The sequence below is a fragment of the Promicromonospora iranensis genome (genome assembly GCF_028994805.1).
Lineage (GTDB): Bacteria > Actinomycetota > Actinomycetes > Actinomycetales > Cellulomonadaceae > Promicromonospora > Promicromonospora iranensis.
In genome coordinates this window covers 276,944-302,754 of record NZ_JAJQQP010000003.1, presented here as the reverse complement: position 1 = coordinate 302,754, position 25,811 = coordinate 276,944, and the positions used below count along the sequence as shown (strand labels likewise).

The 25,811-nt window shown below is 72.7% G+C and carries 24 protein-coding genes; 14 read left to right on the top strand and 10 right to left on the bottom strand.

Features of this window, described 5'->3' with window-relative positions; genetic code table 11:
* The first annotated feature begins 29 nt into the window (after positions 1-29).
* From LUM46_RS06375 to mqo, 7 genes are all read left to right on the top strand, one after another.
* Positions 30-665, top strand: coding sequence for a GNAT family N-acetyltransferase (locus LUM46_RS06375; protein WP_274992938.1), 636 nt, complete (start codon positions 30-32; stop codon positions 663-665).
* Between the two features lie 95 nt (positions 666-760).
* Positions 761-1,978: a GNAT family N-acetyltransferase gene (locus LUM46_RS06370; protein WP_274992937.1), complete on the top strand. Its 1,218-nt coding sequence runs from the start codon at positions 761-763 to the stop codon at positions 1,976-1,978.
* Positions 1,979-2,071: 93 nt separating this feature from the next.
* Positions 2,072-2,290 carry an SCO4848 family membrane protein gene (locus LUM46_RS06365; protein ID WP_274992936.1) on the top strand — a complete coding sequence of 73 codons (219 nt, stop codon included), beginning with the start codon at positions 2,072-2,074 and terminating at the stop codon, positions 2,288-2,290.
* Positions 2,291-2,381: 91 nt separating this feature from the next.
* The gene (locus LUM46_RS06360) at positions 2,382-2,945 is read left to right on the top strand and encodes a TetR/AcrR family transcriptional regulator (RefSeq protein ID WP_274992935.1); all 564 of its coding nucleotides are present in this window, start codon (positions 2,382-2,384) and stop codon (positions 2,943-2,945) included.
* Complete coding sequence (locus LUM46_RS06355) at positions 2,942-3,595, top strand: pyridoxine/pyridoxamine 5'-phosphate oxidase (RefSeq protein WP_274992934.1); 654 nt, start codon at positions 2,942-2,944, stop codon at positions 3,593-3,595. The genes LUM46_RS06360 and LUM46_RS06355 overlap by 4 nt, the downstream gene beginning before the upstream one ends.
* 99 nt (positions 3,596-3,694) lie before the next feature.
* Positions 3,695-4,384 (top strand): maleylpyruvate isomerase N-terminal domain-containing protein, encoded by a 690-nt coding sequence (locus LUM46_RS06350; RefSeq protein ID WP_274992933.1) that lies wholly within the window; start codon positions 3,695-3,697, stop codon positions 4,382-4,384.
* Between the two features lie 136 nt (positions 4,385-4,520).
* Positions 4,521-6,014, top strand: coding sequence for a malate dehydrogenase (quinone) (gene mqo, locus LUM46_RS06345; protein ID WP_274992932.1), 1,494 nt, complete (start codon positions 4,521-4,523; stop codon positions 6,012-6,014).
* Between the two features lie 237 nt (positions 6,015-6,251).
* Here mqo and LUM46_RS06340 read toward each other — a convergent pair whose 3' ends face one another.
* The 4 genes from LUM46_RS06340 to LUM46_RS06325 form a co-directional block, all read right to left on the bottom strand.
* Positions 6,252-6,680 carry a hypothetical protein gene (locus tag LUM46_RS06340; protein WP_274992931.1) on the bottom strand — a complete coding sequence of 143 codons (429 nt, stop codon included), beginning with the start codon at positions 6,678-6,680 and terminating at the stop codon, positions 6,252-6,254.
* Between the two features lie 153 nt (positions 6,681-6,833).
* Positions 6,834-8,243 carry a Re/Si-specific NAD(P)(+) transhydrogenase subunit beta gene (pntB, locus tag LUM46_RS06335; protein ID WP_274992930.1) on the bottom strand — a complete coding sequence of 470 codons (1,410 nt, stop codon included), beginning with the start codon at positions 8,241-8,243 and terminating at the stop codon, positions 6,834-6,836.
* The gene (locus tag LUM46_RS06330; protein ID WP_274992929.1) at positions 8,240-9,865 is read right to left on the bottom strand and encodes a Re/Si-specific NAD(P)(+) transhydrogenase subunit alpha; all 1,626 of its coding nucleotides are present in this window, start codon (positions 9,863-9,865) and stop codon (positions 8,240-8,242) included. The genes pntB and LUM46_RS06330 overlap by 4 nt, the downstream gene beginning before the upstream one ends.
* A 63-nt stretch (positions 9,866-9,928) precedes the next feature.
* Complete coding sequence (locus LUM46_RS06325) at positions 9,929-11,194, bottom strand: cytochrome P450 family protein (RefSeq protein WP_274992928.1); 1,266 nt, start codon at positions 11,192-11,194, stop codon at positions 9,929-9,931.
* 322 nt (positions 11,195-11,516) lie between these two features.
* Between LUM46_RS06325 and LUM46_RS06320 the strand changes: the two genes are divergently transcribed.
* The gene (locus tag LUM46_RS06320) at positions 11,517-12,278 is read left to right on the top strand and encodes an IclR family transcriptional regulator (RefSeq protein WP_274992927.1); all 762 of its coding nucleotides are present in this window, start codon (positions 11,517-11,519) and stop codon (positions 12,276-12,278) included.
* Between the two features lie 32 nt (positions 12,279-12,310).
* Here LUM46_RS06320 and LUM46_RS06315 read toward each other — a convergent pair whose 3' ends face one another.
* From LUM46_RS06315 to LUM46_RS06305, 3 genes are all read right to left on the bottom strand, one after another.
* Positions 12,311-12,925 (bottom strand): carboxymuconolactone decarboxylase family protein, encoded by a 615-nt coding sequence (locus LUM46_RS06315; RefSeq protein ID WP_274992926.1) that lies wholly within the window; start codon positions 12,923-12,925, stop codon positions 12,311-12,313.
* An 88-nt stretch (positions 12,926-13,013) separates the two neighbouring features.
* Positions 13,014-13,931 carry a diacylglycerol kinase family protein gene (locus LUM46_RS06310; RefSeq protein ID WP_274992925.1) on the bottom strand — a complete coding sequence of 306 codons (918 nt, stop codon included), beginning with the start codon at positions 13,929-13,931 and terminating at the stop codon, positions 13,014-13,016.
* A gap of 58 nt (positions 13,932-13,989) precedes the next feature.
* Entirely contained in the window at positions 13,990-15,630 is a 1,641-nt protein-coding gene (locus LUM46_RS06305; RefSeq protein ID WP_274992924.1) for an FAD-binding oxidoreductase, read from the bottom strand.
* Between the two features lie 88 nt (positions 15,631-15,718).
* Between LUM46_RS06305 and LUM46_RS06300 the strand changes: the two genes are divergently transcribed.
* Positions 15,719-16,339 (top strand): TetR/AcrR family transcriptional regulator, encoded by a 621-nt coding sequence (locus LUM46_RS06300; protein ID WP_274992923.1) that lies wholly within the window; start codon positions 15,719-15,721, stop codon positions 16,337-16,339.
* Between the two features lie 29 nt (positions 16,340-16,368).
* The gene (locus tag LUM46_RS06295) at positions 16,369-17,967 is read left to right on the top strand and encodes a glycerol-3-phosphate dehydrogenase/oxidase (protein WP_274992922.1); all 1,599 of its coding nucleotides are present in this window, start codon (positions 16,369-16,371) and stop codon (positions 17,965-17,967) included.
* A 31-nt stretch (positions 17,968-17,998) separates the two neighbouring features.
* Here LUM46_RS06295 and LUM46_RS06290 read toward each other — a convergent pair whose 3' ends face one another.
* From LUM46_RS06290 to LUM46_RS06280, 3 genes are all read right to left on the bottom strand, one after another.
* A complete protein-coding gene (locus tag LUM46_RS06290; protein ID WP_274992921.1) occupies positions 17,999-18,475 on the bottom strand; it encodes a DUF998 domain-containing protein in 477 nt (158 codons plus the stop codon).
* Between the two features lie 10 nt (positions 18,476-18,485).
* Positions 18,486-19,220 carry a phosphatase PAP2 family protein gene (locus LUM46_RS06285; protein WP_274992920.1) on the bottom strand — a complete coding sequence of 245 codons (735 nt, stop codon included), beginning with the start codon at positions 19,218-19,220 and terminating at the stop codon, positions 18,486-18,488.
* A 117-nt stretch (positions 19,221-19,337) separates the two neighbouring features.
* Positions 19,338-20,360 carry a LacI family DNA-binding transcriptional regulator gene (locus tag LUM46_RS06280; protein ID WP_274992919.1) on the bottom strand — a complete coding sequence of 341 codons (1,023 nt, stop codon included), beginning with the start codon at positions 20,358-20,360 and terminating at the stop codon, positions 19,338-19,340.
* Positions 20,361-20,520: 160 nt separating this feature from the next.
* On the opposite strand from LUM46_RS06280, the gene LUM46_RS06275 reads away from it, so the two are divergent.
* The 4 genes from LUM46_RS06275 to LUM46_RS06260 all read left to right on the top strand — a co-directional run bounded on the left by LUM46_RS06275 (position 20,521) and on the right by LUM46_RS06260 (position 25,670).
* Positions 20,521-21,438 (top strand): carbohydrate ABC transporter permease, encoded by a 918-nt coding sequence (locus LUM46_RS06275; protein ID WP_274992918.1) that lies wholly within the window; start codon positions 20,521-20,523, stop codon positions 21,436-21,438.
* 3 nt (positions 21,439-21,441) lie between these two features.
* Positions 21,442-22,371, top strand: coding sequence for a carbohydrate ABC transporter permease (locus LUM46_RS06270; protein WP_274992917.1), 930 nt, complete (start codon positions 21,442-21,444; stop codon positions 22,369-22,371).
* A gap of 61 nt (positions 22,372-22,432) precedes the next feature.
* On the top strand, positions 22,433-23,776 hold the full coding sequence (locus tag LUM46_RS06265) for an ABC transporter substrate-binding protein (protein WP_274992916.1): 1,344 nt from the start codon (positions 22,433-22,435) through the stop codon (positions 23,774-23,776).
* Positions 23,777-23,870: 94 nt separating this feature from the next.
* A complete protein-coding gene (locus LUM46_RS06260; protein WP_274992915.1) occupies positions 23,871-25,670 on the top strand; it encodes a glycoside hydrolase family 35 protein in 1,800 nt (599 codons plus the stop codon).
* The last annotated feature ends 141 nt before the right edge of the window (positions 25,671-25,811 follow it).

Below are 25,811 nucleotides of genomic sequence, written 5' to 3'. Positions count from 1 at the left end.
GTCCGGCCCGTTCGCGGCAAGATCCGTTCATGGACAGCATCGTCCGCGTCGCGACACCAGACGACGCCGCAGCCTGCGCCGCGATCTACGCCCCGTTCGTCGCCGACTCGGCGGCGACCTTCGAGACCAGCCCACCGGACTCCCGTGAGATGACGCGCCGCATCGAGCGTTTCTTCGGCCGGGAGACCTGGCTGGTGCTCGAGACGGAGGGCGTCGTGGCCGGCTTCGCCTACGCCAAGCCGTTCGCGGACCGCCCGACGTTCCGCTGGACGCTCGAGACCAACGTGTACGTCGCCGCCGACCACCAGCGGCAGGGCGGCGGCCGCGCCCTCTACGACACGCTCCTGGCGCGGCTCGCGCGCCGGGGGTACCACCGCGCCGTCGCCAGCATCGTGCTGCCGAACGACCCCGCCATCGCGCTGCACGAGGCCGCCGGCTTCCACCGTGCGGGCTCGTTCGAGAAGATCGGCTGGAAGCTGGGCCAGTGGCACGACGCCGCGCTCTTCCAGCGCGACCTCGTACCCGACACCGGCTCTGCCCCCGGGAACCGCACCGCCGACGCGGAGCTGCCGGGCCTGCTCACGCCCGAACCGCTCGAGGTCACGCGCACCCCGCTGCTCCGCCCCCACCCCGCCGAGGAGCTGGTCGCCTACTTCGGCGACTGAGCAAGCCCCGGGCCGGGCCGGGCCCGGACAGCCCGTCCGGCATCAGGTTCCGGCTCCGATTCCGGAGAGCCCTGCCACGTTCTAGGGTCGCCTGCATGAGTCTCACCGTGCGACCCGTCGAGTACGCCGACCAGCCCGACTTCAACCGCCTCGGCGGCGAGGCGTTCGGCACGCCGAGCGGGGGCCGCCCGGTCCCGACGCGCGAGGAGTGGGAGGCCGCCGGTTTCCGCGAGTGGGGCGCGTTCGACGACGACGGCCTGGCCGCCCGCCTGCGGGTGTACGGGTTCACGTCGTGGTTCCACGGCGCGCGGGTGCCGACGGCGGGCGTCGCCGGGGTCGCCGTCGAGCCGGAGCGGCGCGGTTCCGGCCACCTCGGCCGGCTCTTCGGCGCGGCCCTGGAGGAGGCGCGGGAGCACGGCGAGGTGATCTCCACGCTCTTCCCCACGGCACCCGGCATCTACCGCGGGCTCGGCTACGAGGTGGTCGGCTCGTTCGACGACGTCGACGTTCCCCTGCTGAACCTGAACCGTGTGCCGGCGCCCGACGGCGTCGTCACGCGCCGGGCGGCGGTGGCCGACTTCGACGCCGTCGTCGCCGTCCACCACCGGTGGGCCGCCGCGCAGAACGGGCCGGTGTCCCGGGCAGAGAAGCCCTTCTGGACCCCGCCCGAGAAGTTCTTCGCCGACTACACGGGCGTCACCCTCGCGATCGATGCGACGGCGGGCGGCGCGGGCGAGGTGCTCGGCTTCGCGAGCTGGATCCGCGGCGAGGGCTACACGCCCGCGACGGCCGTCATGGAGGTCGACGACCTCATCGCCCTGACGCCCGACGCCGCCCGCGCCCTGTGGCGCACCGTCGGCAGCTTCTCGACGGTGGTCGGCACGGCGCGCGTGTCGACGTCGGGCCTGGATCCGGCGTGGCTGGTGCTCCCCGACCTGACCTCGACGGTCCACGCCGCCCACCCCTACATGCTGCGGATCCTCGACGTGGCGGGAGCGCTGGGCGGGGTGCGGTCGCCGCTCGAGGGCGCACGGGTCCCGTTCGCGGTCCGCGGGGCACGCGACCTCGACGGCGCCTGGACGCTCACGGTGTCCGACGGCGCCACGCATCTCGAGCGTGACCCCGTCGCGATCGAGGACGCGCACCACGAGCGACCCGTGCTCAGCCCGAACGGGCTGGCCCTGCTGTACACGGGGGCGCAGTCGGCGGCCAACCTGCGACTCGCCGGCCACCTGACCGGCGCACCCGACCACGACGCCGTCCTGTCCGCGCTGTTCCCGAACCGCCAGCTCCACGTCCGCGACTACTTCTGAACCCGACCCGGTTGTCGTGAGCGCGACCGTTGCGGCCATCAGCCCGTCTGAGGCGCAACGATCGCGCCCACGACCACGGCCCATACTCGGCGCGTGGATATTCCGGTCGCCTGGTCCGTCGTGCTCCTCGTCACCGCCGCGTGGAACCTGCTCATCTGGCCGCGGTTCTGGCAGCGCATCGCCGCGGACCCCCGGTCCCGCGACGCCGACGGGCGCGCGACGAGGTTCCTCACCGTGCACAGCGTCCTGATCTCTGTCTCGCTCGCGCTGGCCCTCGCGGTCGGTGTGCTCGGCGCGCTCACGCTGTTCTGAGCCCGACGCGCCTGCCTCGGACCGCTCGACCGGCCCGAACTTCCGGCAGTCGCCGCTTGTCCCCATACCTGGAGGTAGGTATGGTGCGGCTATGAGCACGACCACAGCACGCGACCGCCTCGTCGGCGCCGCACAGGATCTCTTCGCCACCCAGGGCGTCGGGGCGACCAGCCCGCGCGCGGTGCTGGCGGCGTCCGGCGTCGGGCAGGGCAGCCTCTACCACCACTTCCCCACCAAGCACGACCTCGCGGTCGCTGCCGTCGGCGCCACCGTGGACGACGCGCTCGCCCAGGCGATGCGCTCGCTGGGCACCGACGCCCCGGCGATCGAGCGCCTGGTCGCCTACCTGGAACGGCCGCGCGACGCCCTGGCCGGCTGCAAGGTCGGCCGGCACACCTCCGACCAGGCGGTGATGGACGACGAGGGCCTGCGCGACGTGCTCGACGCCTACTTCGTGCGCCTGCTCGGCGTGCTCACGGCGATCTTCCGCGAGACCGGCCTGCCCGCCGACGTCGCCCGCGACCGGGCGCACGCCGCCCTCGCGATCATCCAGGGCGGTTACGTCCTGGCCCGCGCCACGCAGGACCCAGGGGCGCTGACCGCGGCGGTGCGCGGCTTCGTCGGCCTGCTGACCACCCAGGAGAAGAACACGTGATCTTCCGCGAGCGCCTGCGCGCCCTGCCCACCTTCGCCCGGCCCGGGCTCCCGGTCCTCGACCCGGACGCCGCGCCGCCCAGCCCGCACGAGCTGTTCGTCGCCTGGATGGACGAGGCGATCGAGGCCGGCCTGCTGGCGGCGCACGCCATGACGCTCTCGACGGCCGAGCCGTCAGGACGGGTGCATGCCCGGACGGTCGCGCTCAAGGACGTGACGGTGGACGGGTGGTGGTTCGCCTCGCAGTCGACGGGGCCCAAGGGCCGCGACCTGGCGGCCAACCCGCACGCGGCGCTGACGTTCTTCTGGCCCGAGCTGGGCCGTCAGGTCAAGGTGACGGGGACGGCGGCGTCAGCCGGCGTGGAGGCGAGCCGCGCGGACTTCCTCGCGCGGCCGGACGCCTCCCGCGCCGCCGGCCTGGTCAACCGCCAGAGCGAGCCGCTGGCGTCCCGGGAGGAGTACGTGCGGGCCTTCGGCGAGGCACTGCGCGCGGTCACCGCCGACCCGGAGCTGGCCGCCCCGGACTGGACGGCCTACGTCCTCACGCCCACGGAGGTCGAGTTCTGGCAGGCGCCCGACGACGGCCCGCACCTCCGCCTGCTGTACCGCGCCGAGGCCGACGGCTGGTCCACCGGGCTGCTCTGGCCCTGATCCTGCCCCCACCCGCCGGCCTACCAGGCGTACAGGCCGCCTGACCGACCTCGACGTCCGACGACCCGATGACCCCACACCCTCTGGAGGGACACCACAGTGACCAGCAGCACCAGCACCACCGACAGCACCGACCTCGTCCTGCACGCCCTGGCCGACTCGGCAGCAGCGCTGGACGCGCTGCTGTCCGCCGTCGGGCAGCTGACCGATGCGGACCTCGCCGGACCGTCGCCCCTGGACGGCTGGACGCGTGGGCACGTCCTGTCCCACGTCGCAGGGATCGGCGGCGCGATGCTCGGCCAGACCCAGGCGGCCGAGCGCGGCGAGGTGGTCCCCGTCTACGCGAGCCAGGAGGCCCGCAACGCCGGGATCGAGGCCGGTTCGGGCCGGACGGTGGCCGAGCACCTCGCAGTCCTGGGTGCCCTCGGCGACGACCTGGCGCAGGCGTGGCCGGAGCCCGGCTCCCCGCTCTGGGACGCCCCGAGCGGCTACCGCGGCGGGCCTCTGTCGGGCTGCCTGCTCGCCTGGTGGCGCGAGGTGCGGATCCACTCGGTCGACGCCCTCGCCGGCACCTCCCCGGCAGTCGGGTACGAGACCTGGGACGACACCCTGTGCGTCCACCTGCGCGCGTTCCTCGCAGTCCGGCTGCCCGACGGCGTGTCCGCGGACGACATCGCCGGCGACCCGCGCGACGTCACGGCGTGGCTGGCCGGACGTGTCCCGGCGGCACCGCTGGGGACCGATCTCCCCGAGCTGGGGCCGTGGCCGTCCGCCCTCCCGGCCCGGTGACGCACGGGGTCGGGCGCGAGGTCGGGCGCGCGGGGTGAGGCCTGCGGGACGAGCGTGAGGGACGTCACGGATCGCATCGCGTGATTCGCGCCACAGCGCTCGTTCCGCTTTTCACAAGCCCGCTATCGTTCTTGACGTGACTTCTTACCTCCAGACAGCCCCGCGTCCCTCCGAAGAGGTCGACGTCGCGCTGATCGGCGGAGGGATCATGAGCGCCACGCTCGGTGCGCTGCTCACGATCCTCGAGCCGACCTGGCGTATCGGAATCTACGAGCGCCTCGACGAGGTCGCGCAAGAGTCGTCGAACCCGTGGAACAACGCGGGTACCGGCCACGCCGCGCTCTGCGAGCTGAACTACACGCCCGAGCGCAAGGACGGCTCCGTCGACATCTCGAAGGCGGTGACGATCAACGAGCAGTTCCACACCTCCCGCGAGTTCTGGAACCACCTCCTGACCGCCGGCCTGATGGAGGGCACCGACTTCATCAACGTCACGCCCCACATGACGTTCGTGCGCGGCGCGGACAACGTGGACTTCCTGCGCCGCCGCTACGAGGCGCTCAGCGTGCACCCGCTGTTCAGCGACATGGAGTTCAGCTCGGACCCCGCCGTGATCGGCCGGTGGGCACCGCTGATGACCCTCGACCGCGACAGCGACGAGCCGATCGCGGCCACGCGTGCCGCCGCCGGCACCGACGTCGACTTCGGCTCGCTCACCAAGAAGCTCGTCGAGTTCGCGGCAGCGCACAACACCGAGCTGCACCTGAACCACGAGGTCCGCGGCCTCAAGAAGCTGCGCGACGGCCGCTGGCGCCTGAACCTGCGCGACCGCTCCTGGAACGCGGGCACCCGCCGCCGCACCGTCACCGCGAAGTTCGTCTTCGTCGGCGCCGGTGGTGGCGCGCTGCCGCTGCTGCAGTCCTCGGGCATCAAGGAGGCGCGCGGGTACGGCGGCTTCCCGATCTCGGGCGAGTTCCTGCGCACGGACAACCCGGAGATCGTGTCCCAGCACCAGGCCAAGGTGTACGGCAAGGCCGACGTCGGCGCCCCGCCGATGTCCGTGCCCCACCTGGACACGCGCATCGTGGACGGCAAGAGCTACCTGATGTTCGGCCCGTACGCCGGGTTCAGCCCCAAGTACCTCAAGAAGGGCAAGTACCTCGGCCTGATCACCTCGCTGCGCGCGCACAACGTGTTCTCGATGCTGGGCGCCGGCGTGAAGAACCTCGACCTCACCGGCTACCTGGTGGGCCAGGTCGCGGCCGCTCCGGAGACCAAGTTCCACGAGCTTCAGCGGTTCATGCCGACCGCGCAGCCCGGCGACTGGGAGCGGATCACCGCCGGCCAGCGCGTCCAGGTCATCAAGTGGGTCAAGGGCAAGGGCGGCGTGCTGGAGTTCGGCACCGAGGTCGTCGCGGCCAAGGACGGCACCATCGCCGGCCTGCTCGGCGCCTCCCCGGGTGCCTCGACCGCGGTCTCCGCCATGACCGGCCTGCTGGAGCGCTGCTTCCCCGACCGGTACGCCGGGTGGAAGCCGCAGCTCACCTCGATGATGCCGAGCCTCGGCGGCGGCGCGGACTACAGCGCCGCGGACCTCGCGTCCCAGGACCGGGTCACCGCCGGCGCCTGACCTCGGCTGGTCCGTCGAATCCAGGAGTGGTCTCTTCATCGAACCCGATGAAGAGACCACTCCTGCGGCTGCCCCGGACCCCTGACCGCCAGGGTCGCCCGAGTCCGGCACAACCGCTCCCCTTCGAGGTCTAAGTTTCTCCGCTTTGAAACGTTTCAGGGCGGAGAAACTTAGACCTCGAAGCGGGGTGCCCGAGGGGCTCTGCGGAGGCGGCGGGTCGGGAGACAGCTCGGCCGGTTATGCGGCCATGTGGACCGGTGGGTGGCCGTTGTGCCGGGCTACCGGGCTGGGTTCCGTGGTCGGGCGGCGGCGGATCGTCACCAGCACGCCGGCCGACGCCGCCGCGAACGCGAACGCCCCGAACCCGGTGGACCAGGCATCAAGCTCGACGGTCAGGGCGAAGGCGACGATCGCCGCCACGGGGACGACCATGCCGACGAGGACCGAGAGCCGGACCAGGCGGAGGGCCCGGGCCGTCCGCGCGACCCCCCACCCGACAACAGCCCAGGTGAGGAGCGTGAGCGTGGCGCCACCGAGCGACGCGAACACCTCGCCGGCGTTGTGGGCCCCGGCAGGGGGCCCGAAGTAGAAGAGCTCGGTGGTCGCGACAAGCACCAGGAACCCCACGATCGCGACCGTGACGGTCACGAGAGAGCGTGTCAACACTCGGCCTCCGCACTGAGGAACTGCACCGGACTCTCCTGGCGCGCCCTTTATACCAAGTCGTTACCGCGCGATGTCAGCGCGTCACTTTCAATTCACCCACACATGACCGCCCGAACGCAAAAAGTACCAGCCCGGCGAACCGGGTCCGTGCCGTCAGAGCGCCTGCACGATCAGCTCCACCTGGTCCTTCGCGTCGCCGAACAACATCGCGGTGTTCTCGCGGAAGAACAACGGGTTCTGTACGCCGGCATAGCCGGTCGCCATGGACCGCTTGAAGACCACCACCTCGCGAGCCTGCCACACCTCGAGCACCGGCATGCCCGCGATGGGCGACGCCGGGTCGTCCTGCGCGGCCGGGTTCACGGTGTCGTTGGCGCCGATCACCAGCACGACGTCGGTGCCGGGCAGGTCGTCGTTGATCTCGTCCATGCCGAGCACCTGGTCGTACGGCACCTTCGCCTCCGCGAGCAGCACGTTCATGTGGCCGGGCAGGCGGCCGGCCACCGGGTGGATGCCGAACCGTACGGTGGTCCCCCGCGCCGTGAGCCGTGCGACCAGGTCGGCCACCGGGTACTGCGCCTTCGCCACCGCCATGCCGTAGCCCGGCACGACGATCACCGAGCGGGCGGCGGTCAGGCGGTCGGCCACCTCGAGCGCCGTCGTCTCGCGGTAGGAGCCCGGTTCGGCGACACCGCCCTGGGCGACCGCGCCCGTCCCGGCGCCGAACCCGCCGAGGATCACGCTGACGAACGACCGGTTCATCGCCCGGCACATCAGGTAGCTGAGGATCGCACCCGACGATCCGACGAGCGCGCCGGTGATGATGAGCAGGTCGTTGCCGAGCATGAACCCGGCAGCGGCGGCCGCCCACCCGGAGTAGGAGTTCAGCATCGAGACGACGACGGGCATGTCGCCTCCACCGATCGCCGCCACCAGGTGCCAGCCCAGCGCCAGGGCCACGACCGTCATGAGCAGCAGCGGGAGCAGGCCCGCGCTGCCCGCGGCGAGGAACCACCACAGCAGCCCGCCGCACGCGACGACGGCGGCCAGGTTGAGCCAGTTGCGGCCCGGGAGCATCAGCGGGGACGACCTCAGCCGCGCCGACAGCTTCCCGAACGCCACCACGGAGCCGGTGAACGTCACGGCGCCGATCAGCACGCCGAGGAACACCTCGACGAGGTGCACGGTGCTCCCGGCGCCCCTCGTGTGGGGCTCGGTCAGGTAGGACCCGAAGCCCACCAGGACCGCCGCAGCGCCCACGAACGAGTGCAGCAGCGCGATGAGCTCCGGCATCTGCGTCATCTCGACGGTCCGCGCCCGCCAGGTACCCACTGCCGCGCCCACCAGGAGCACGAGCAGGATCAGGCCGGCGGTCACGCCGACGGGCCGCTCGGACCGGTCCAGCGCGAGGGCTACGGTCGCCGCGAGGGCGAGGCCCATGCCGGTCATGCCGAGCAGGACACCGCGCCGCGCGGTCTCCTGCTTCGACAGCCCGGCCAGGGACAGCACGAAGAGCACCGCGGCCACGAGGTAGACGGCCTGGACCACCGACTCGACGGTCATCGGTTGCTCCCCTCGGCGGCGTCGCCCCTGCGGAACATCCCGAGCATGCGGTGGGTCACGAGGAACCCACCGAAGATGTTGATGCTCGCGACCGTCGAGGCGAGCACGGCCAGCGTGGTCACCACCGGGTCGGACGAGCCGATCTGCAGCATCCCGCCGACGAGGATGATCCCGGAGATGGCGTTGGTCTGGGACATGAGCGGGGTGTGCAGGGCGTGGCTGACGTGCGAGATCACGTAGAACCCGACGACGACGGCGAGCGCCAGCACGGTGAAGTGCGCCGCCTGCTCGGCGGGTGACGCCGCCACGGCGAGCACGGCGAGCAGCCCGCCGAGCGCCAGCAGCCCGTTCCGGACCATCGGCGAGGCCGGGCGGGCCCCGCCCGCCGCTGGTCGAGCGTGTCGGGAGCCTGGCGCGGTCCGGTCGGGCGCGGCCACCGAGCCGGGCCCGCCCGGCGCCGTCGGCGCGGACACCGCTACCGGCGGTGGTGGCCACAGCACCTCGCCGCCCGCGGCGACGGTCATCCCGCGCACGACGACGTCCTCCGGGTCGAGCACGAGGCGGCCGTCCCGGCCCGGGGTGCCGAGCTGGACCAGGTTGGCGACCGCCGTGCCGAGCAGCTCGGAGGTGTGCCGGGGCATCCGGTCGGGCAGGTCGGTCCAGCCGAGGATCACCACGCCGTTGTCGCTGACGACCCGTCGTCCTGGCACCGTCAGCTCGCAGTTGCCGCCGCCGGGGGCCGCGAGGTCGACGATCACGCTGCCCGGCCGCATGGTGGCGACCATCTCGGCGGTGATGGTGGTGGGTGCGGTACCCCGCACGAGCGCCGTGGTGATCACGATGTCGGCGGCGGCGGCCTCGACGGCGTACGCGCGCAGCGCCGCCGCCTCCTGGTCGGCGGTGAGCGCCGAGGCATAGCCGTCGGCGCTGACCTGCTGCGCGGCGTCGTCCGCCCGGACCACCGTCGCGCCCATGGACTCGATCTGCTCGGCGGCCTCCGGCCGTACGTCGAAGGCGCGCACCTGCGCGCCGAGGCTGCCGGCCGCGCCGATGGCCGCGAGCCCGGCCACGCCGGCGCCGATCACGAAGACGTTCGCGGGGGGTGTGGTGCCCGCCGCGGTGACCTGGCCGGAGAACATGCCGCCGAACTCGGCCGCGGCCTCGACGACCGCCCGGTACCCCGCGACGTTCGACAGCGCGCTGAGCACGTCGAGCGACTGCGCCCGGGAGATGCGCGGCACGGCGTCCAGGGCGAGCGCGGTGACGCCGCGGTTGGCGAGCGCGCGCACCAGGTCGGGGCGGGCGGCGGGGGCGATCTGGGCGATCAGCACCGCGCCGATCCGCAGCCCGTCCGGGCCACGCGCGCCCGGCCGCAACCCTGCGGGGCCGGGCGTGGCGAGCGCGTCCGGTGCCCGGGTGATCGCCACGACGTCGGCGGACCACGCCTCGGCGTCGGGCACGACGGCGGCACCTGCCGCCTGGTACGCGGCGTCGGGAAAACCCGCGCCGGACCCAGCGCCTGCCGCGACCACCACGTCGTAGCCGAGACCGACCAGCCGGGCGGTGGTTGCCGGGGTGGCGGGCACGAGCGGCCCGCCGTCGTCCGGGATACCGATGCGCATGTGACCTCCTCGCTCACGTGCGCAACCTACCGCCCCCACGGGCGGACCGGGCACACCCCGGCGCTACGCCGAGTCCACCGGTGCCGGGAACGTGACCGGGAGGCTCACCGGCTGGCGGATCCACAGCGTCTGGTCCCAGGTGACGTCGGCGGCGGGGATCCGCAGGACGACGTCGAGCCGGCGCAGGAGGGTCTCGACGGCGATCCGTGCGATCACGCGCGCCGTCCGGGGCGCCGGGCACGCGTGCGGGCCGGTGCCGAACGACACGTGGGCGCGGCTGCCGACGTGGTCCCACGGGTCGCCGGTGTCCATCCGCGGGTCGGTGTTCGCGGCGTGGATCGCGAGGACGAGCGGGTCGCCGGCGGCGACGAGCTTGCCGTCCAGCACGATGTCCTGCCGGGCGAACCGGGGCAGGGTGTGCATGGTTGGCGTGGAGCGCCACAGGACCTCGTCCATGGCGCTGTCCAGGTCGATGCGGCCGCCGTGCAGCCGGCCCGAGAACCGCGTGTCGGCGAGGGTCAGCAGCAGCGTCTGCGCGACCCAGGCAGTCAGGGTCAGGTTGCCCGAGTAGGCCACGAGCAGCAGGGTGTGGACCACCTCGACGTCCTCGCCCATGTTCGGGTGCGCGACCAGCGAGCTGGCGAGGTCCCGCCCCGGTGCCGTGCGGCGGGCCGCCACGAGACCACCGAACATCCTGTCGACCTCGGCCACCGCCTGAGCGGCGTCGGTCCCGCCGCCGGAGACCCGGCGCGTCAGGTCGAACAGGCGCTGCCCGTCCTCCGGGTCGAGCCCGATCATGTCGGCGACGACGAGGAACGGGACCACCGACGCGTACTCGAGCATCAGGTCCGCGCGCCCACGGTCCTCGAAGCGGTCGATGAGGAGGTTGCACAGCGAACGGGTCTTCGAGGCGGTGATGCCCTCGGAGAGCTGCGCGAACGCGTCGTCGAGGGGTTCGCGCAGGCGCTGGCGCAGCGCGCCGTCGGTGTGGTTCGCGGCGAACCGCTGGTGCGACGTGAGGACCGGCCGCAGGCCCGACGTCGGGGGCAGGCCCCCGCGTGCGTGCCCGTTCCACGTCCGGGGGTCGGTCGCGAAGACGTGCTCGTTGCGCATGACGTCGTAGACGAGCCGCTGCCCCATGACGAGCCAGGCCGGCACGCCGGGCTCCAGCTCGACCGGCGCCACCTCGCCCCACTCGCTCTCGAGCTCGTCGTAGAACACGCGCGGGTCCGGCATGCCCGACGCGCGGACCAGGGGCTTCGGGTTCGAGACCCCGCTGAGCCGCACCGGCCTGCTGCCGGGCCACGGGCGGTCCTGCGTGCTGCGCATGTCATCGAGCAATGTGGCCGGCCCTCTCGGAGCAGGGATCGTGCCCGAGACGACGGGCCGAGGACCTGAGGGTACTTGCCGGATTTGATCCGGTTCAGGTAAATTCATGGATTCGCCGTATCTGTGCAGTCGTCGTTGATCGCCCAGGGGTGAACCCGCCCGTGTTCCCACCATGCATCGTGACCTCGGCCACGCCCGTGGCTACGATGTCCGCGAGGGCACAGACACTGTCGCACCCTCGATCGACCCTGTCGAGACCCATCCGGGCAGGACCTGCAGTCGAAACGAACGCCGGCATATCGCCGACGAGCAAGGGGGGCACGTGACGCTGGACGCCGACCGGGAACGCCCGGACGACCTGGTGCAGAGTGTGGCCCGCGCCTTCCGCGTCCTGGAGGTCGTGACCCGCTCTCCAGGGCTGCCGGTCAAGGCGATCGCACGCCGCAGCGGGCTCAATCTCTCCACCACGTACCACCTTGTGCGCACGCTCGCGTACAAGGGCTACGTCACCCGTCTCAAGGACGGCACGTACGACATCGGCGGCCAGGTGAGCCGCCGGTTCTACGAGCAGCTCGGCTCGCTCGGCCGCGGCCCGGACACGCGCGAGGTGCTGCGCCACCTCGCGCAGAGCACCGGCTACAGCGCCTACCTCGGCCGCATCAGCGCCGGCCGCGTGGTCGTCGTCGACTACGCCGAGGCCCCGGGCTCCCCGTACCTGGAGGACCTGGAGCGCGGGCTCGACGTCTCCGCCCATGCCACGGCGCTCGGCAAGGCCCTGCTGCTCGGCATCTCCCGCCGGGAGCGCTACGAGCTCGTGGTCGACGCCGGGATGCGCAAGTTCACCGCGCGCACCGCCGCCGACATCTCCGCGCTCGACGCCCAGCTGGCCCGGCTGCAGCCGGACAAGGTCGTCGAGGAGCACGGCGAGTTCCGCGACGACATCACCTGTGCCGCCCACCTGGTCCCCCGCCGCGCGCACGACGACACCACGTGGGCGGTCGGGCTCAGCATCCCCGGCGAGGTCGTGCCTCAGCACGCCCGCCGTGAGCTGAGCATGGTGGCCGGCGACCTCGCGCGGGCCTGACCGACCGCGGCGTCGTCGGGCACTGCCGGGCGCTACGGCCCGGCGACCTCACCGAGCGCGCCGCCGAGCGGGACCTCGCACCGGTCGCTGAAGCCCTGCGCGCTCAGGCCCATCGTCGCGTTGATGCGGCTGCGGAGGTTCTCCACGGCAACGATCGCGACCAGCTCCGTGAAGGCCTCCTCGCCGAGGGCCGCGATCAGGCGCGCGACCAGCTCGTCGTCGGCCGACGGCGGGGTGGCCGTCTCGGCCTCCGCGAGCGCCAGCACGTCCCGTTCCAGGTCGGTGAACCGCTCGCTGGACCGCCAGGCGGGGACGTCGTGCAGCGTGGCGGGATCGATGTGCTCGTGCTCGGCCTCCCAGTAGCCGAAGTCCACGCACCACGTGCAGCCGATGGACACCGAGGCGGCCATGACCGCGAGCGACTTCAGGCCGGGGTCCAGGGCCTTCCAGCCGCCGACGCCGAGCTCGGTGAGCGCGTACGTCCGCGTCACCTTCCCGTGGTGCCCGACGGCGACCAGCGGGTCCAGCACCGCTCCGTACCGCCGACGGGAGAACGCAGCCAGCACACGGTTGGTCAGGGTGTTCGGGAGGTCGCCGCTGATTCGGGTGCTGATGCTGCGGGCCGGCTCGTTCGGCGTGCGGGGCATGGGTCGGTCTCCGTTCGGTGGCTGCTGTCGGACACCCTCCAGACCTCGTGGCCCGCCGAAACCTGACACCGGCCCGCGGTGACGCCCGTCACGCGGGGACGCAGAGGGTCAGCGACTCGCGGTGGGCCTCCACCGTCAGCGGCAGGGGGCCCGCGTGCTCGCCGTCCGCGTAGGCGACCAGGCCGCTCGGGGCCTCCAGCGTGATCGCCGAGGCACGCAGCGTGGTCACGTCCGGCCGCCGGACGTGCGTGCCCGCCTTGATGAGGGAGTCGAACGCGAGCACCTTGAACCGTCCGACGGCGTGCACGAGGGTCACGTCCAGGAGCCCGTCCGCGGGGTCGGCGTCCGGGCAGATCGGGACGCCGCCGCCGTAGTACCTGGTCAGGCCGACCGCGAGCATGTACCCGTCCTGCTCCAGCGGCGACGCGCCCACGGGGTGCAGCCGGTAGCCGAACGTCCGCAGCCGCAGCCACTCGAGGTAGACGGCGACCTGGTAGCGCGCCGGGCCCGTCGGCCACGTCATGCGGTTGGTGCGTTCGTTGGTCAGCGAGTCCAGCCCCGCGCACAGCACCGTGACGAAGTGGCGCACCGTGCCGTCGGCGGCGGTGATGGTGCCCGTGTCGACCCTGCGCCGGGCGCCGTCGAGCGAGAGGTCCGCGGCGGCAGCGGCGTCGGCCAGGGGGATGCCGTGCTCACGGGCGAGGTCGTTACCCGTGCCGGCGGGGATCACGGCCAGGGGGATGCCGGACTCCAGCAGGGGCGGCAGCACCGAGGAGACCGTCCCGTCACCGCCGGCGACCACGAGCACCTCGGGGCCTTCGGCGACGGCTCGGCGGCCGAGCGCCACCGTCTCGTCCCCGCTGCTGCCCTCGTAGACCCGGACGTCGGCACCCCGCGCGCGCAGCCGGTCGACCGCCGCGTGCCCGCAGTCGCGGCCGGCACCGCGCCCCGACACCGGGTTCACGAGCACCGCGACGTGCCCGGTCCTGCTGTCCTGCTCGGTCATGGCCGAAACCTACCGGACCACCGCAAGCCGGTCAGCGGCCACCGGTCGACACTGCCGGTCACCACTGCGCGGTCGTCCGCTGGACAAGAGCACCCGGGTTCATGATCCCGGCGGGGTCGAGCTCCGCCTGCACCGCCCTGATCATCCGGATCCCCGCCGAGCCGATCTCCTGCTCCAGCCACGGCGCGTGGTCCGAGCCGACGCCGTGGTGGTGGCTGATGGTTCCACCGGCCGCCATGATCGCGTCGTTCACCCGGGACTTCACCCGGCCCCACGGCTCGAGCGGCTCGGTGCCGAGGCCTGCGATCACCGTGAAGTACAGCGAGGCGCCCGTGGGGTACACGTGCGAGATGTGGCACAGGACGCGGTTCTTCGCGTGCTCCTCGGCGAACCCGCTCGCGAGCGCCGCCGTGACCGCCGTCTTCAGCGCGTGCAGGTTCGACCAGGTGGTGGCCGTCTCCAGCGTCTCGCAGAACACCCCGTGGGCCAGCAGCGCGTCGCGGAGGTAGGGCGCCTTGAACCGGCCGTGGTCCCAGGAGGCGGCCAGCTTGGCGTCGGCGGGCTCACCGCCCGCCTCCCGCAGCACCCGCCCGGTCGCCTCGCGGCGGGCGGCCGCGAGCCCGGCGGGGCCCTCGTGCAGGACGACGGCGGAGCAGCCCGTGGCGAGCGCCTTGCCGATGTTGCCGACCTGCGCGAGGGACACCGCCGTCTCGTCCTCGTCGGACAGGCGGATCACCGTGGGTCCCGTGCCGAGCTGTGCGACGTTCCGCAGCGCCTCCGCCCCGGCCGCGAAGCTGCCGAAGGTCCAGGCGTCGAACAGGCGGGCCTCGGGGGTCGGATGGACGCGGAGGCGCACCTGGGTGATCACGCCGAACGTGCCCTCGGAGCCGAGGAACCAGCGCACCAGGTCCGGTCCCGCCGCCGAGCCGGGCGCCCGGCCGAGGTCGAGCGTGCCCGTGGGGGTGACGACGCGCAGCCCGGTGACCATGGCGTCGAACCGCCCGTGCCCGGCGGAGTTCTGCCCGGAGGACCGCATCGCGGCGAACCCGCCGAGCGTGGCGAACTCGAAGCTCTGCGGGAAGTGCCCGAGCTCGAAGCCGCGCTCCGCCAGGAACATCTCGGCAACCGGCGCCGTGGTGCCGGCCAGGAAGGTCGCCTCGTGGGCGAGCTCGTCGAACGCCACCAGCCCGGACAGCCTGCGCAGGTCGAGGCTGACCACGCCGCGGTGCGGCCCGGCGTCGGGCTCCAGCCCGCCGGTCACTGCCGTGCCGCCGCCGAACGGCACCACGGCGAGGCCACGCTCGACCGCGACGGCCAGGACCGCCACGACCTCGTCCTCCGAGGCGGGCAGCACGACGGCGCCCGGCGCCGCCTGCTCGGCCTGCCGACGCCGTAGCAGGTCCGGCGTGGACTTGCCGCCGGCGTGCAGCAGGCGCACGTCATGGCCGGCGTCCACCTGCTCCGCGCCCACCGCCTCGGCCAGCGCCGCCAGGTCGTCGGCGGCCAGCGGCGGGCTGCTGATCGTCACCTCGGCGAGGCGCCGCGCGGGCGGCGCCTTCGGCGTCCGCCCGAGCACCGCGGCGAGCAGCAGCTTCACGCCGCCCGGGAGCCCGTGTGCTCGCGTCGGATCACCCCAGCCGTCCCAGCGCATGTAGGTGTGCTCGTGGTCCGGGCGCTCGTTGTCCGGCAGCGTGGTCACGCGTCCTCCGTGCTGGGTCGGCGGTTCGATTCGGCGGGTCCCGCAGGTGTGGCATCCCATCGTGACCCGCGTTACAGTTTGACACAAGATGACAATCCGTAACGCAGCCCCGAAAGCCGGCGCCGCCTCCGCCACCGGCCCCGACGACGGTCCCGACCGCACGGAGGCCCGCCTCCTGGAGGCCGCCACCGAGATCGTCGCCACCCGCGGCACGCGCGGCCTGTCCATCGCCGAGCTCGCCCGGGCCGCCGGCGTCTCCCGGCCCACGGTGTACCGCCGCTGGGAGTCGGCCGACGACGTGCTCCGCGCCCTCATCGCGCACCGCATGCAGCTCGTGATCACCGCGGTGGGCCCGGGTGCCGACGACCGGGCGGCCATCGTCGACCGGGTGGTCCGGTTCGGCGAGCTGTTCCACGCCGACGCCGTGTTCAGCCGGCTGCTGGGCACCGAGCCGGAGGTGTTCACCCGGTACGCCTTCCAGCGGATCGGCCGGTCGCAGCGGGTCATCCTCGAGTGGCTGGCCGCCAACATCACCGCCGCCCAGGAGGGTGGGACGGTCCGGCCCGGTTCCGCGACGGACATGGCCGTCATGGTCCTGCTCCTCACCCAGTCGGCGGTGTTCTCGCACAAGACGGTCACCACGGTGATCTCCGCCGACGCCCTGCGGGCCGAGCTCGCCCACGCCATCGACGGCTACCTCCGCCCCTGACCCGGGCGCCCCCACCGGAAGCAGGACCGATGCAGAGCACCGCCCTCACCGCCCGGCGCCGTGCGCGCGAGCTCGACGAGCTCGCCGCCGAGACCGTCGACCTGCTCGTCGTCGGCGGCGGCGTGACCGGCACCGGGGTGGCGCTGGACGCCGCGGCGCGCGGCCTGTCCGTGGCCCTCGTCGAGGCGCGCGACCTCGCCTGGGGCACCTCGCGGTGGAGCTCGAAGCTGGCGCACGGCGGGCTGCGGTACCTGGCGACCGGCGACGTCGGCGTGGCCCGCGAGAGCGCCCGGGAACGGCACGTGCTCATGACCCGCACCGCGCCGCACCTGGTCCGGGCGTTGCCGCAGGTGCTGCCCCTCACCTCCGGCACGGGGCGGCGGCGTGGCCTCACCGTGGGCATCGGGTTCGGCCTCGGCGACCTGCTGCGCCGCGACGCCGGGACGTCGTCGCTGGTGCTGCCCGGGCCGCGCCTCGCCCGGCCCGGCGAGGCCGCCCGGCTCGTGCCCGCCGTCGCGCACGAGCGTCTGCACGGCGCGTGGATCGCGCACGACGGTCAGCTCGTCGACGACGCCCGGCTGGTCGTCGCGCTCGCCCGTACCGCGGCGGGGCGCGGGGCGAAGATCCTCACGCGGGTCCGGGCCACCACGCTGCGCGCCGACGGCGCCACCCTGGAGGACACGCTCACCGGCGCGACCCTGGCCGTACGGGCCCGCGTCGTGGTGAACGCGACGGGCGTGTGGGCGGGGACCGTCGACCCCTCGGTGCGGCTCCGGCCGAGCCGCGGCACGCACGTCGTCGTCCCCGCGGCACGGCTCGGCAGCCCGACGGGCGCCCTCATGGTGCCCGTGCCGGGTTCCGCCTCCCGGTACGTGTTCGCGCTGCCGACCCAGCTCGGGCGGGTGGTCATCGGCCTCACCGACGAGGAGGCGCCCGGCCCCGTCCCGGACGTGCCGGTGGCCACCCAGCCCGAGATCGACTTCCTGCTGGAGACGGTGTCCACCGTGCTGGCCCGTCCCCTGCTGCCCGACGACGTCGTGGGCACCTTCGCAGGGCTGCGGCCCCTCGTCGACTCCGCCGGGTCGGGTGACGAGGCGTCCGCCGACGTCTCGCGCCGGCACCTCGTGGAGGTGTCGCCGTCAACCGGCGCCGTGAACGTGCTGGGCGGCAAGCTGACGACCTACCGCACGATGGCCGAGGACGCCGTCGACCTCGCGGTCAAGCACGCCGGGCTCACCGCGGGGCCGTGCTGGACGACCGCCCTCCCGCTGGTCGGTGCGCCCTCGCTCGTCCAGCCGCTCGGGACCCCGGTACCGCCGGGCCCGACCACCGGATCACCGGCCGGGCTGCCACCGGCGCTCGTCGCCCGGTACGGCAGCGAGGCCGCCCAGGTGCTGGCCGCCGCTGCGCTGCCGGGCTCGGCGGCCGCGGTCGGGCAGGGCGTCGCCGAGGCCGGGCACCTGGACATCACGCGCGCCGAGCTCGAGTGGGCGGTCACCCACGAGGGCGCCCTGGACGCGGACGACGTGCTGGACCGGCGCACACGCATCGGGCTGGTCCCTGCGGACCGCGCGGCGGTGCGCGACGTCGTCCAGGAGCTGGTCGGGGACGCCCTGGCGCGACTCTGACCGAGCCGCTACGCCGAGCCATTACGAGCCGCTACGAGCCGCTATCCGGCCGCGTGGGCGAAGAGGAGCCCGAGCCAGACCCAGCCGACGATGATCGTCGCGCGCTGCACGAGGCCGGTACGCGGGTGGTCGTCCTCCCAGGCCTGACCGAACACCATGAGGCCCGCGTCGACACCTCCGTCGGCGTCTCGTCGGGCGTCCCGGGCGGGTAGGCCCGCATGGGATCCATGGGAAACACGCCCGAGGCGACCAGCGCGACACCGAACACCGCGACCACCAGCGCGAGCAGCACGCTGTCCAGGGCGCTCGCCAGGCCGACGGCGCCGGCGGTGATCGCGAGACCGCACACGATGAAGTTCGTCGTCTGGAGCCATCCGCGCGAACCGAGGGCCAGCGCGCTGACCGCGTGGCGCACGGGCCGGTAGCCCGGCCGGGTCCAGCCGTCCAGCAGGAACGTCACGATGAACAACCACGAGCCGAGGGCGCCCGACCACAGGAGGAACGTCACGGCCCCGCCCCTAGCTCGCGGGCGCCCGTTCTCGTTCTCGGCGCGGGGCGCGCAGCACCGACAGCGCCACCATGCAGGCGATGAACCCGAGGAGCCAGCCGCCGGGGATGTCGCTGAGCCAGTGATAGTCCAGCCACGACATGAGGGCGCCCGCGACCGCCACGATCACGCCGACCACGGGGATCAGCTTGCGCAGCGTGGTGACGTTCGGCCGCAGCCCGCCGTGCGCGAAGAGCAGGCAGAGGATGAAGAAGCCGGTGAAGAACGTGTTCGCCGCGTGGCCGGACGGGAACGCCTGGCCGCCGGCGTGCAGCACGTCCATGTTGTGGTGGGGGCCGGTGCGGCCCAGGCCGAACTTGGTGCCGTAGCCGATCGACGCGATGGTCGCGAGGCCGGCCAGCACCGCCAGCACGGGGCGCCGGGTGCCGATCTTCCAGAGCGAGCCGGGGCCGCCCTGCTTCCACGCGACGTAGAGCGCGGTACCGCCCACCATCGGGATGGTGAACATGCGCTCGCCGGTGACGCTCGCGACGATGTCGAGGAAGACCTTCTCCCAGCCGATCGGGTGGTGGGCGTCCACGTAGTAGTGGAACTGCCAGTCCCAGGCGATGAACGGGCCGCGCACGACGACCTGCCAGATGAGGAAGGCGAACAGCAGCACCCCGAGGCCTGCCGCGACCATCGAGCTGCGCCAGGTCGGAAGGGTCGACGGGTCGAGCGGAGCCTCGGTTGACGGTGACTCCACGCGCGTACCACCCCTGCCATCTGATTGCGCCATCGAGCCGATCCTACGGGTCTCAGGGTGAATGTTCGGTACCAGATATGTGTCGTGCGGGCGCAGCGGGTAAGGATTCCGGCACGTTCACACCTGCCCGGGGACGACCGTATACCTCGGGGGCGCCGTGCTCTGCCGGACCAGGAGCTCCACCGGGATCACCTCGTGCAGGTCCTCCGTGTCGCCGTCGTCCTCGATCTCCCCGGACCGCACCTGCTGCAGCAGCCGGGCCACGAGCCGCCTGCCGATCTCGTCGAAGTCCTGCGCCACCGTCGTCAGCGGTGGCCAGAGGTATCCCGCCAGCAGGATGTCGTCGAAGCCCACGACCGAGACGTCGCCGGGCACCGCCCGCCCTGCCTCGTGCAGGGCCCGGAGCACACCGGCCGCCATCTCGTCGTTCGCGCAGAAGACCGCCGTGGCCTCGGGATCGGCGGCGAGCCGGCGTCCGGCGTCGTACCCGGAGGCCGACGTCCAGTCCCCCTCCACGACCTCGGGCACGGGACTGCCGGCCGCGTCGAGCGTCGCCCGCCAGGCCTCGGCCCGCAGCTGGGCAGGTATGGAGTCGGACGGCCCCGCGACGTGGTGCACCGTGCGGTGCCCCAGGTCCAGGAGGTGCTGCGTGGCGCGGCGCGCGCCGTCGGCCTGGTCCGCACCGACGGCGGGGTGGTGGCCGACGAACCGCGAGTCCGACACCACCACGGGCATCCGCGGCGGCAGGGCGAGCGTGTCCGGCGAGGCGGTCTCGGCCCGGATGATCACCAGGCCGTCGATGGCCTGGTGCGAGAGCCTGGTCGCCGCGGCGGAGACGACGTCGGACGACGGGCTCTCGACGTCGATCAGCGTCACCGTGTAGCCCTCCTTGCGCGCCGCCTCGACCACCGCCTCGACCGTCCGGGACTCGCCGGTCCGGGCGAGCCGGTGGGCGATCACGCCGATGGTCCGAAAGCTCCCGTACCGCAGCGCTCGTGCCGCCGTGTTGGGCGCGTAACCCAGCTCCGCCATCGCCGCGAGCACCCTGTCCCGCGTCGCCGGCCGCACGTTGTCCAGCCCCATCGACACGCGGGACACCGTCTGGGTCGACACCCCGGCGAGCGCGGCCACGTCGGCCATGGACGGACCTCTGCCCTCCACCGCATCCACCTCCTCGTGATGCACCGTCACACCGGTGCGCGCTTGACACCCCGGTAACTCACGAGCACCCTAGTCGGCGTCACCATGTTTACGTCAACACGACGTCATGCTGGCCCCACTCGTGAAGGAGCGACTTCCCTTGACCACGCTCGCATCGCCTTCGGCCGTGCCCCGGACCACGGGACGGATGCGACGCCGCTCCCGCTGGACCGGATGGGGCTTCGTCGGCCCGTTCATGATCGTGTTCGCCCTCGTCTTCCTGGCGCCGATCGTGTATTCGCTCTACCTGAGCCTGTTCCAGACCCAGCTCGTGGGCGGCACGTCGTTCGTCGGCTTCGCCAACTACGCCCGGGCGTTCAGCGACCCGCAGTTCTGGGACGGCGTCGGCCGCGTCACCCTGTTCCTGCTCGTCCAGGTTCCCGTGATGCTCGGGATCTCGCTGCTCGTCGCCCTGGCGATCGACAGCGGCCGCCTCTACGGGCGCGACTTCTTCCGCCTGACGATCTTCCTGCCCTACGCGGTGCCCGGCGTCGTCGCCGCGCTGATGTGGGGCTTCATGTACGGCGAGCGGTTCGGGCTGGTCGGCAACATCAACGACCTGCTCGGCACCAGCATCCCGGACCCACTGGCGTCCGTCCTGGTGCTCCCCGCGATCGGCAACATCGTGACCTGGGAGTTCGTCGGCTACAACATGCTGATCTTCTACTCGGCGCTGCGGGTCGTGCCGGCCTCCCTCTACGAGGCGGCGGAGATCGACGGCGCGGGCCCGTGGCAGGTGATCTCCGCGATCAAGATCCCCGCGATCCGCGGCGCCCTCGTGATCGCGACCATCTTCTCGATCATCGGCTCGTTCCAGCTCTTCAACGAGCCGAGCATCCTGCAGGCGCTGTCGCCCAACTACATCTCGACGCACTACACCCCCAACCTGTACGCCTACTCGCTGTCCTTCTCCGGCCAGCAGTACAACTACTCGGCCACGGTGGCGATCATCATGGGCGTGCTCACGATGCTCGTGGCCTACGTGGTGCAGCTGCGCGGCATGCGCAAGGAGGCCTGAGCCATGAGCACCCACACCCTGCTGTCCGCGCCCACCGTGAAGGCGCGCCGGCCCCGCCCGCGCATCAGGAACCGCCGCAGCTCGCACGCCCGGCCCACGCGCAGCGTCCTGCTCACCGTCCTCACCGCCCTGGTCGGCATCTATGCGCTGATCCCGCTGGTCTGGCTGCTGATCAACGCGACGAAGACCCAGCCCGACCTGTTCAGCTCGTTCGGCCTGTGGTTCAGCGGCGAGTTCGCCCTCTGGGACAACCTGACCGGTGTCCTGACCTACAACGACGGCGTGTTCGGCCGCTGGTTCCTCAACACCCTGCTGTACGTGGTGCTGGGCGCGGGCGGCGCCACGCTGCTGGCCCTGCTCGGCGGCTACGGCCTCGCGAAGTTCAGCTTCCCGGGCAAGCGCGCCGTGTTCGCCGTCGTCATCGGCGCGGTGGCCGTGCCGGGCACGGCCCTGGCCGTGCCCACGTTCCTCATGTTCGCGAACATGGGGCTGACGAACACTCCCTGGTCGGTGATCATCCCGTCGCTGATCTCGCCGTTCGGGCTGTACCTCATGTGGACGTTCGCCGCCGAGGCGGTGCCGGACGAGATCATGGAGGCCGCCCGGATCGACGGCGCCAGCGAGGCCCGCACCTTCTTCCAGGTCGCCCTGCCCATGCTGGCCCCCGGCATCGTGACGGTGCTGCTGTTCACCGTCGTCGCGACCTGGAACAACTACTTCCTGCCGCTGATCATGCTGCGCGACCCGGACTGGTACCCCCTGACCCTGGGCCTGAACGCGTGGAACCAGCAGGCAACCACCGCCGGCGGCGAGGCGATCTTCAACCTCGTCATCACCGGCGCGCTCCTCACGATCCTGCCGCTCATCGCGGTCTTCCTGCTCCTGCAGCGCTACTGGCAGTCGGGTCTCGCCGCCGGCAGCGTCAAGGAGTGAGCACCCCCTGCACGACCTGCAGAGACTCCGTTCGACTGACAATGAAGTGAGAGGAACCACCATGACTTTCCGCCACCACCGCGCCGTAGGTGCGCTCGCCGCCGCGAGCGCCCTGGCGCTCGCCCTGACCGCGTGCGGGTCCGGGTCCGACGGCGACGACGCCGCGGCGGAGGCAGTGTCCGCCGAGGACATCGCCGCCGCGCTCGAGGAGGGCGGCGACCTGCTGGTCTGGGCGTGGGAGCCCACCCTGGACCAGGTCGTCGAGGACTTCGAGGCCGAGTACCCGAACGTGAACGTCGAGATGGCGAACGTCGGTACGGGCAACGACCACTACGTGGCGCTGCAGAACGCGATCAGCGCGGGCTCGGGCGTGCCCGACGTCACGCAGATGGAGTACTACGCGCTGCCGCAGTTCTCCATCGGCGAGTCCCTGGCCGACCTCGCGCCCCTCGGCGCGAGCGAGCTGGAGAGCACCTACTCCCCCGGCCCGTGGGGCGCGGTGACCGACGGCGACGCCGTGTACGGCCTGCCGATGGACTCGGGCCCCATGGCGCTGTTCTACAACGCGAAGACGTTCGAGGAGGCCGGCGTCGACGTGCCCGCCACCTGGGAGGAGTTCGCCGACGCCGCCCAGCAGATCCACGACCACGACCCGAACACCTACATCACGTCCGACAACGGCGACGCCGGGTTTGCGACGTCGATGATCTGGCAGGCCGGTGGCCACCCGTTCCAGGTCGAGGGCACCGACGTCACCGTGGACCTCGCCGACGAGGGCTCGGCCAAGTGGGCCGAGATGTGGCAGCAGCTGATCGACGACGGCCTCCTCGCCGACGTCCCCGGCTGGTCCGACGAGTGGTTCCAGGGCCTGGGCAACGGCGAGATCGCCGCACTGGTGACGGGCGCCTGGATGCCCGCGAACCTCGAGTCCGGTGCCGCCCCGGCGTCGGGCGACTGGCGCGTCGCGCCCATGCCGCAGTGGACCGCCGGCGCCGGTGAGACCGCCGAGAACGGCGGCTCCGCGCTGTCGATCACGGAGGCGAGCGACAAGAAGGCGCTGGCCTACGGCTTCCTGGAGTACGCGAACGCGGGCGACGGCGTCGCCACGCGCCTCGAGGGCGGCAACTTCCCCGCTACGCTCGCGGACCTCACCGACGAGGCGTTCCTCGCCGAGGAGTCCGAGTACTTCGGCGGCCAGAAGATCAACGAGGTGCTCTCGGAGTCGGCCACGAGCGTCGTGCCCGGCTGGCAGTACCTGCCGTACCAGGTCTACGCGAACAGCGTGTTCCCCGACACGGCCGGCCAGGCGTACACCGGCTCGACGTCCCTGACGGACGGCCTGGCCGCCTGGCAGGAGTCGATCGTCGGCTACGGCAACGAGCAGGGCTTCACCGTCAGCGAGTGAGCCACCCGGCACGCAACCGGTGACGACGGCGGGGGTGTCTCCCCCGCCGTCGTCACCGTTTCCCCCGTCACCACAGCACCCGAGGAACCCACACATGCCCACGTTCGACATCGGACCCGACGACTTCCTGCTCGACGGCGAGCGGATGCAGGTCGTCAGTGGCGCTCTGCACTACTTCCGCGTGCACCCCGACCAGTGGGCCGACCGCATCCGCAAGGCTCGGCTGATGGGCCTGAACACCATCGAGACGTACGTCCCCTGGAACTTCCACGCGCCGGAGCCCGGGGTCTTCGACCTCGACGGGCGGCGCGACCTGGGCCGGTTCCTCGACCTGGTGGCCGCGGAGGGCCTGCACGCGATCGTGCGCCCCGGACCCTACATCTGCGCGGAGTGGGACGGCGGAGGGCTCCCGGCCTGGCTGCTGGCCGACCGCGCCGTGGGCGTACGCCGCCACGAGCCGCGCTTCCTCGACGCGATCGGCACGTACTACGCGAGCCTGCTGCCGCTCGTGGCCGAGCGTCAGGTGACGCGCGGCGGGCCCGTGCTGATGGTGCAGGTCGAGAACGAGTACGGCGCCTACGGCGACGACCTGGTCCCGGAGCGGCAGAAGTACCTGCGCGCGCTCGTGGACCTGGTGCGCGGCCAGGGCATCGAGGTGCCGCTGTTCACCTGCGACCAGGCGAACGACGAGATGCTGGAGCGCGGCGGGCTGCCGGAGCTGCACAAGACGGCGACGTTCGGGTCGCGCACCACGGAGCGGTTCGAGGTGCTGCGCAGGCACCAGCCCACCGGGCCGCTGATGTGCATGGAGTTCTGGAACGGCTGGTTCGACTCCTGGGGCCTGGAGCACCACCTGGCGCCCGCGGAGGCGAACGCCGCCGACCTGGACGACCTGCTCGCGGCCGGCGGCTCCGTCAACCTGTACATGTTCCACGGCGGCACCAACTTCGGGCTCACCAGCGGCGCCAACGACAAGGGCATCTACCGGCCCATCGCCACGTCGTACGACTACGACGCACCGCTCGCCGAGGACGGCACCCCGACCGCCAAGTACTGGGCGATGCGCGACGTGATCGCGCGGCACCTGCCCGTGGCACCGGCCGAGGAGCTGCGCGCGGAGTACGTGGCCGCCAGGTCCGCGCCCGTGCTCGACGTCGAGCTCACCACGCACGTTCCGCTCGCCGACGTCCTGCCGGGGCTGCTCCGGGCGGAGCCGCGCACGTATCCGCACGTGCCGACCACCGACGACCTGGAGCTGTGGTCGGGCTTCGCCGTCTACCGCACCGGCCTCCGGGCCGACGACGCCGTCCTGAGCGTCGCCGAGGTGCGCGACCGCGCGGTGGTGCTCGTCGACGGCGAGCAGGTGGGCGTGCTCGACCGCGGCTCGCACACGTTCGCCGTCGCGCTCCCGGCCCGTGCGGGCGAGCTCACCCTGCTGGTCGAGGACCAGGGGCGGGTCAACTACGGGCCGCGGATCGGCGAGCCGAAGGGGATCATCGGGCCCGTGCGCACCGCCGTGCGGACGCTCGAGGAGTGGCGTGCCGGCGCGCTGCGTGTCGAGGACGCGCCGGCGCTGCTGCGGGCGGCGCCGGACGCTGCGGTGACGGTGGACGGGGGCGGCGCGGCCGTAGCCGGCCTGCACCGCGGCACGTTCGACTCCGTGGCCGGCGCCGACCACTTCCTGCGGCTCGACGGCTGGACCAAGGGCCTGGCGTGGGTCAACGGAGAGCTGCTCGGCCGCTACTGGAGCCTCGGCCCCACGCACACGCTGTACGTGCCGGGACCGCTGGTGCGCGAGACGGGCAACGAGCTCGTGCTGCTGGAGCTGCACGGCGCGGCGAGCAGGCGGGCGTCGTTCGTGGGCGGCCCGGACCTGGGCGTCACGGAGCAGTAGGCCGTGCGGTAAGGGTCTCGGCCACCACGGTCCCGGGGCGAAGCAGTACCGGGGAGCGGGTGCCAGGCGTGCTGAAATTTGTTCACCCTGGCCCCGCTCATCTCGCGTCAGCTGAACTTTTCAGCACAGCCCGCAAACCCG

Excerpts from the sequence above, each read along its gene's own strand:
- LUM46_RS06325 (WP_274992928.1), bottom strand. The coding sequence starts at position 11,194 with ATGCGCAGCACGCAGGACCGCCCGTGGCCCGGCAGCAGGCCGGTGCGG.
- LUM46_RS06375 (WP_274992938.1), top strand. The coding sequence starts at position 30 with ATGGACAGCATCGTCCGCGTCGCGACACCAGACGACGCCGCAGCCTGC.
- LUM46_RS06300 (WP_274992923.1), top strand. The coding sequence starts at position 15,719 with ATGACAATCCGTAACGCAGCCCCGAAAGCCGGCGCCGCCTCCGCCACC.
- LUM46_RS06315 (WP_274992926.1), bottom strand. The coding sequence starts at position 12,925 with ATGCCCCGCACGCCGAACGAGCCGGCCCGCAGCATCAGCACCCGAATC.
- LUM46_RS06360 (WP_274992935.1), top strand. The coding sequence starts at position 2,382 with ATGAGCACGACCACAGCACGCGACCGCCTCGTCGGCGCCGCACAGGAT.
- LUM46_RS06280 (WP_274992919.1), bottom strand. The coding sequence starts at position 20,360 with ATGGCCGACGTGGCCGCGCTCGCCGGGGTGTCGACCCAGACGGTGTCC.
- LUM46_RS06370 (WP_274992937.1), top strand. The coding sequence starts at position 761 with ATGAGTCTCACCGTGCGACCCGTCGAGTACGCCGACCAGCCCGACTTC.
- LUM46_RS06295 (WP_274992922.1), top strand. The coding sequence starts at position 16,369 with ATGCAGAGCACCGCCCTCACCGCCCGGCGCCGTGCGCGCGAGCTCGAC.
- pntB (WP_274992930.1), bottom strand. The coding sequence starts at position 8,243 with ATGACCGTCGAGTCGGTGGTCCAGGCCGTCTACCTCGTGGCCGCGGTG.
- LUM46_RS06265 (WP_274992916.1), top strand. The coding sequence starts at position 22,433 with ATGACTTTCCGCCACCACCGCGCCGTAGGTGCGCTCGCCGCCGCGAGC.
- LUM46_RS06270 (WP_274992917.1), top strand. The coding sequence starts at position 21,442 with ATGAGCACCCACACCCTGCTGTCCGCGCCCACCGTGAAGGCGCGCCGG.
- LUM46_RS06260 (WP_274992915.1), top strand. The coding sequence starts at position 23,871 with ATGCCCACGTTCGACATCGGACCCGACGACTTCCTGCTCGACGGCGAG.
- LUM46_RS06330 (WP_274992929.1), bottom strand. The coding sequence starts at position 9,865 with ATGCGCATCGGTATCCCGGACGACGGCGGGCCGCTCGTGCCCGCCACC.
- LUM46_RS06310 (WP_274992925.1), bottom strand. The coding sequence starts at position 13,931 with ATGACCGAGCAGGACAGCAGGACCGGGCACGTCGCGGTGCTCGTGAAC.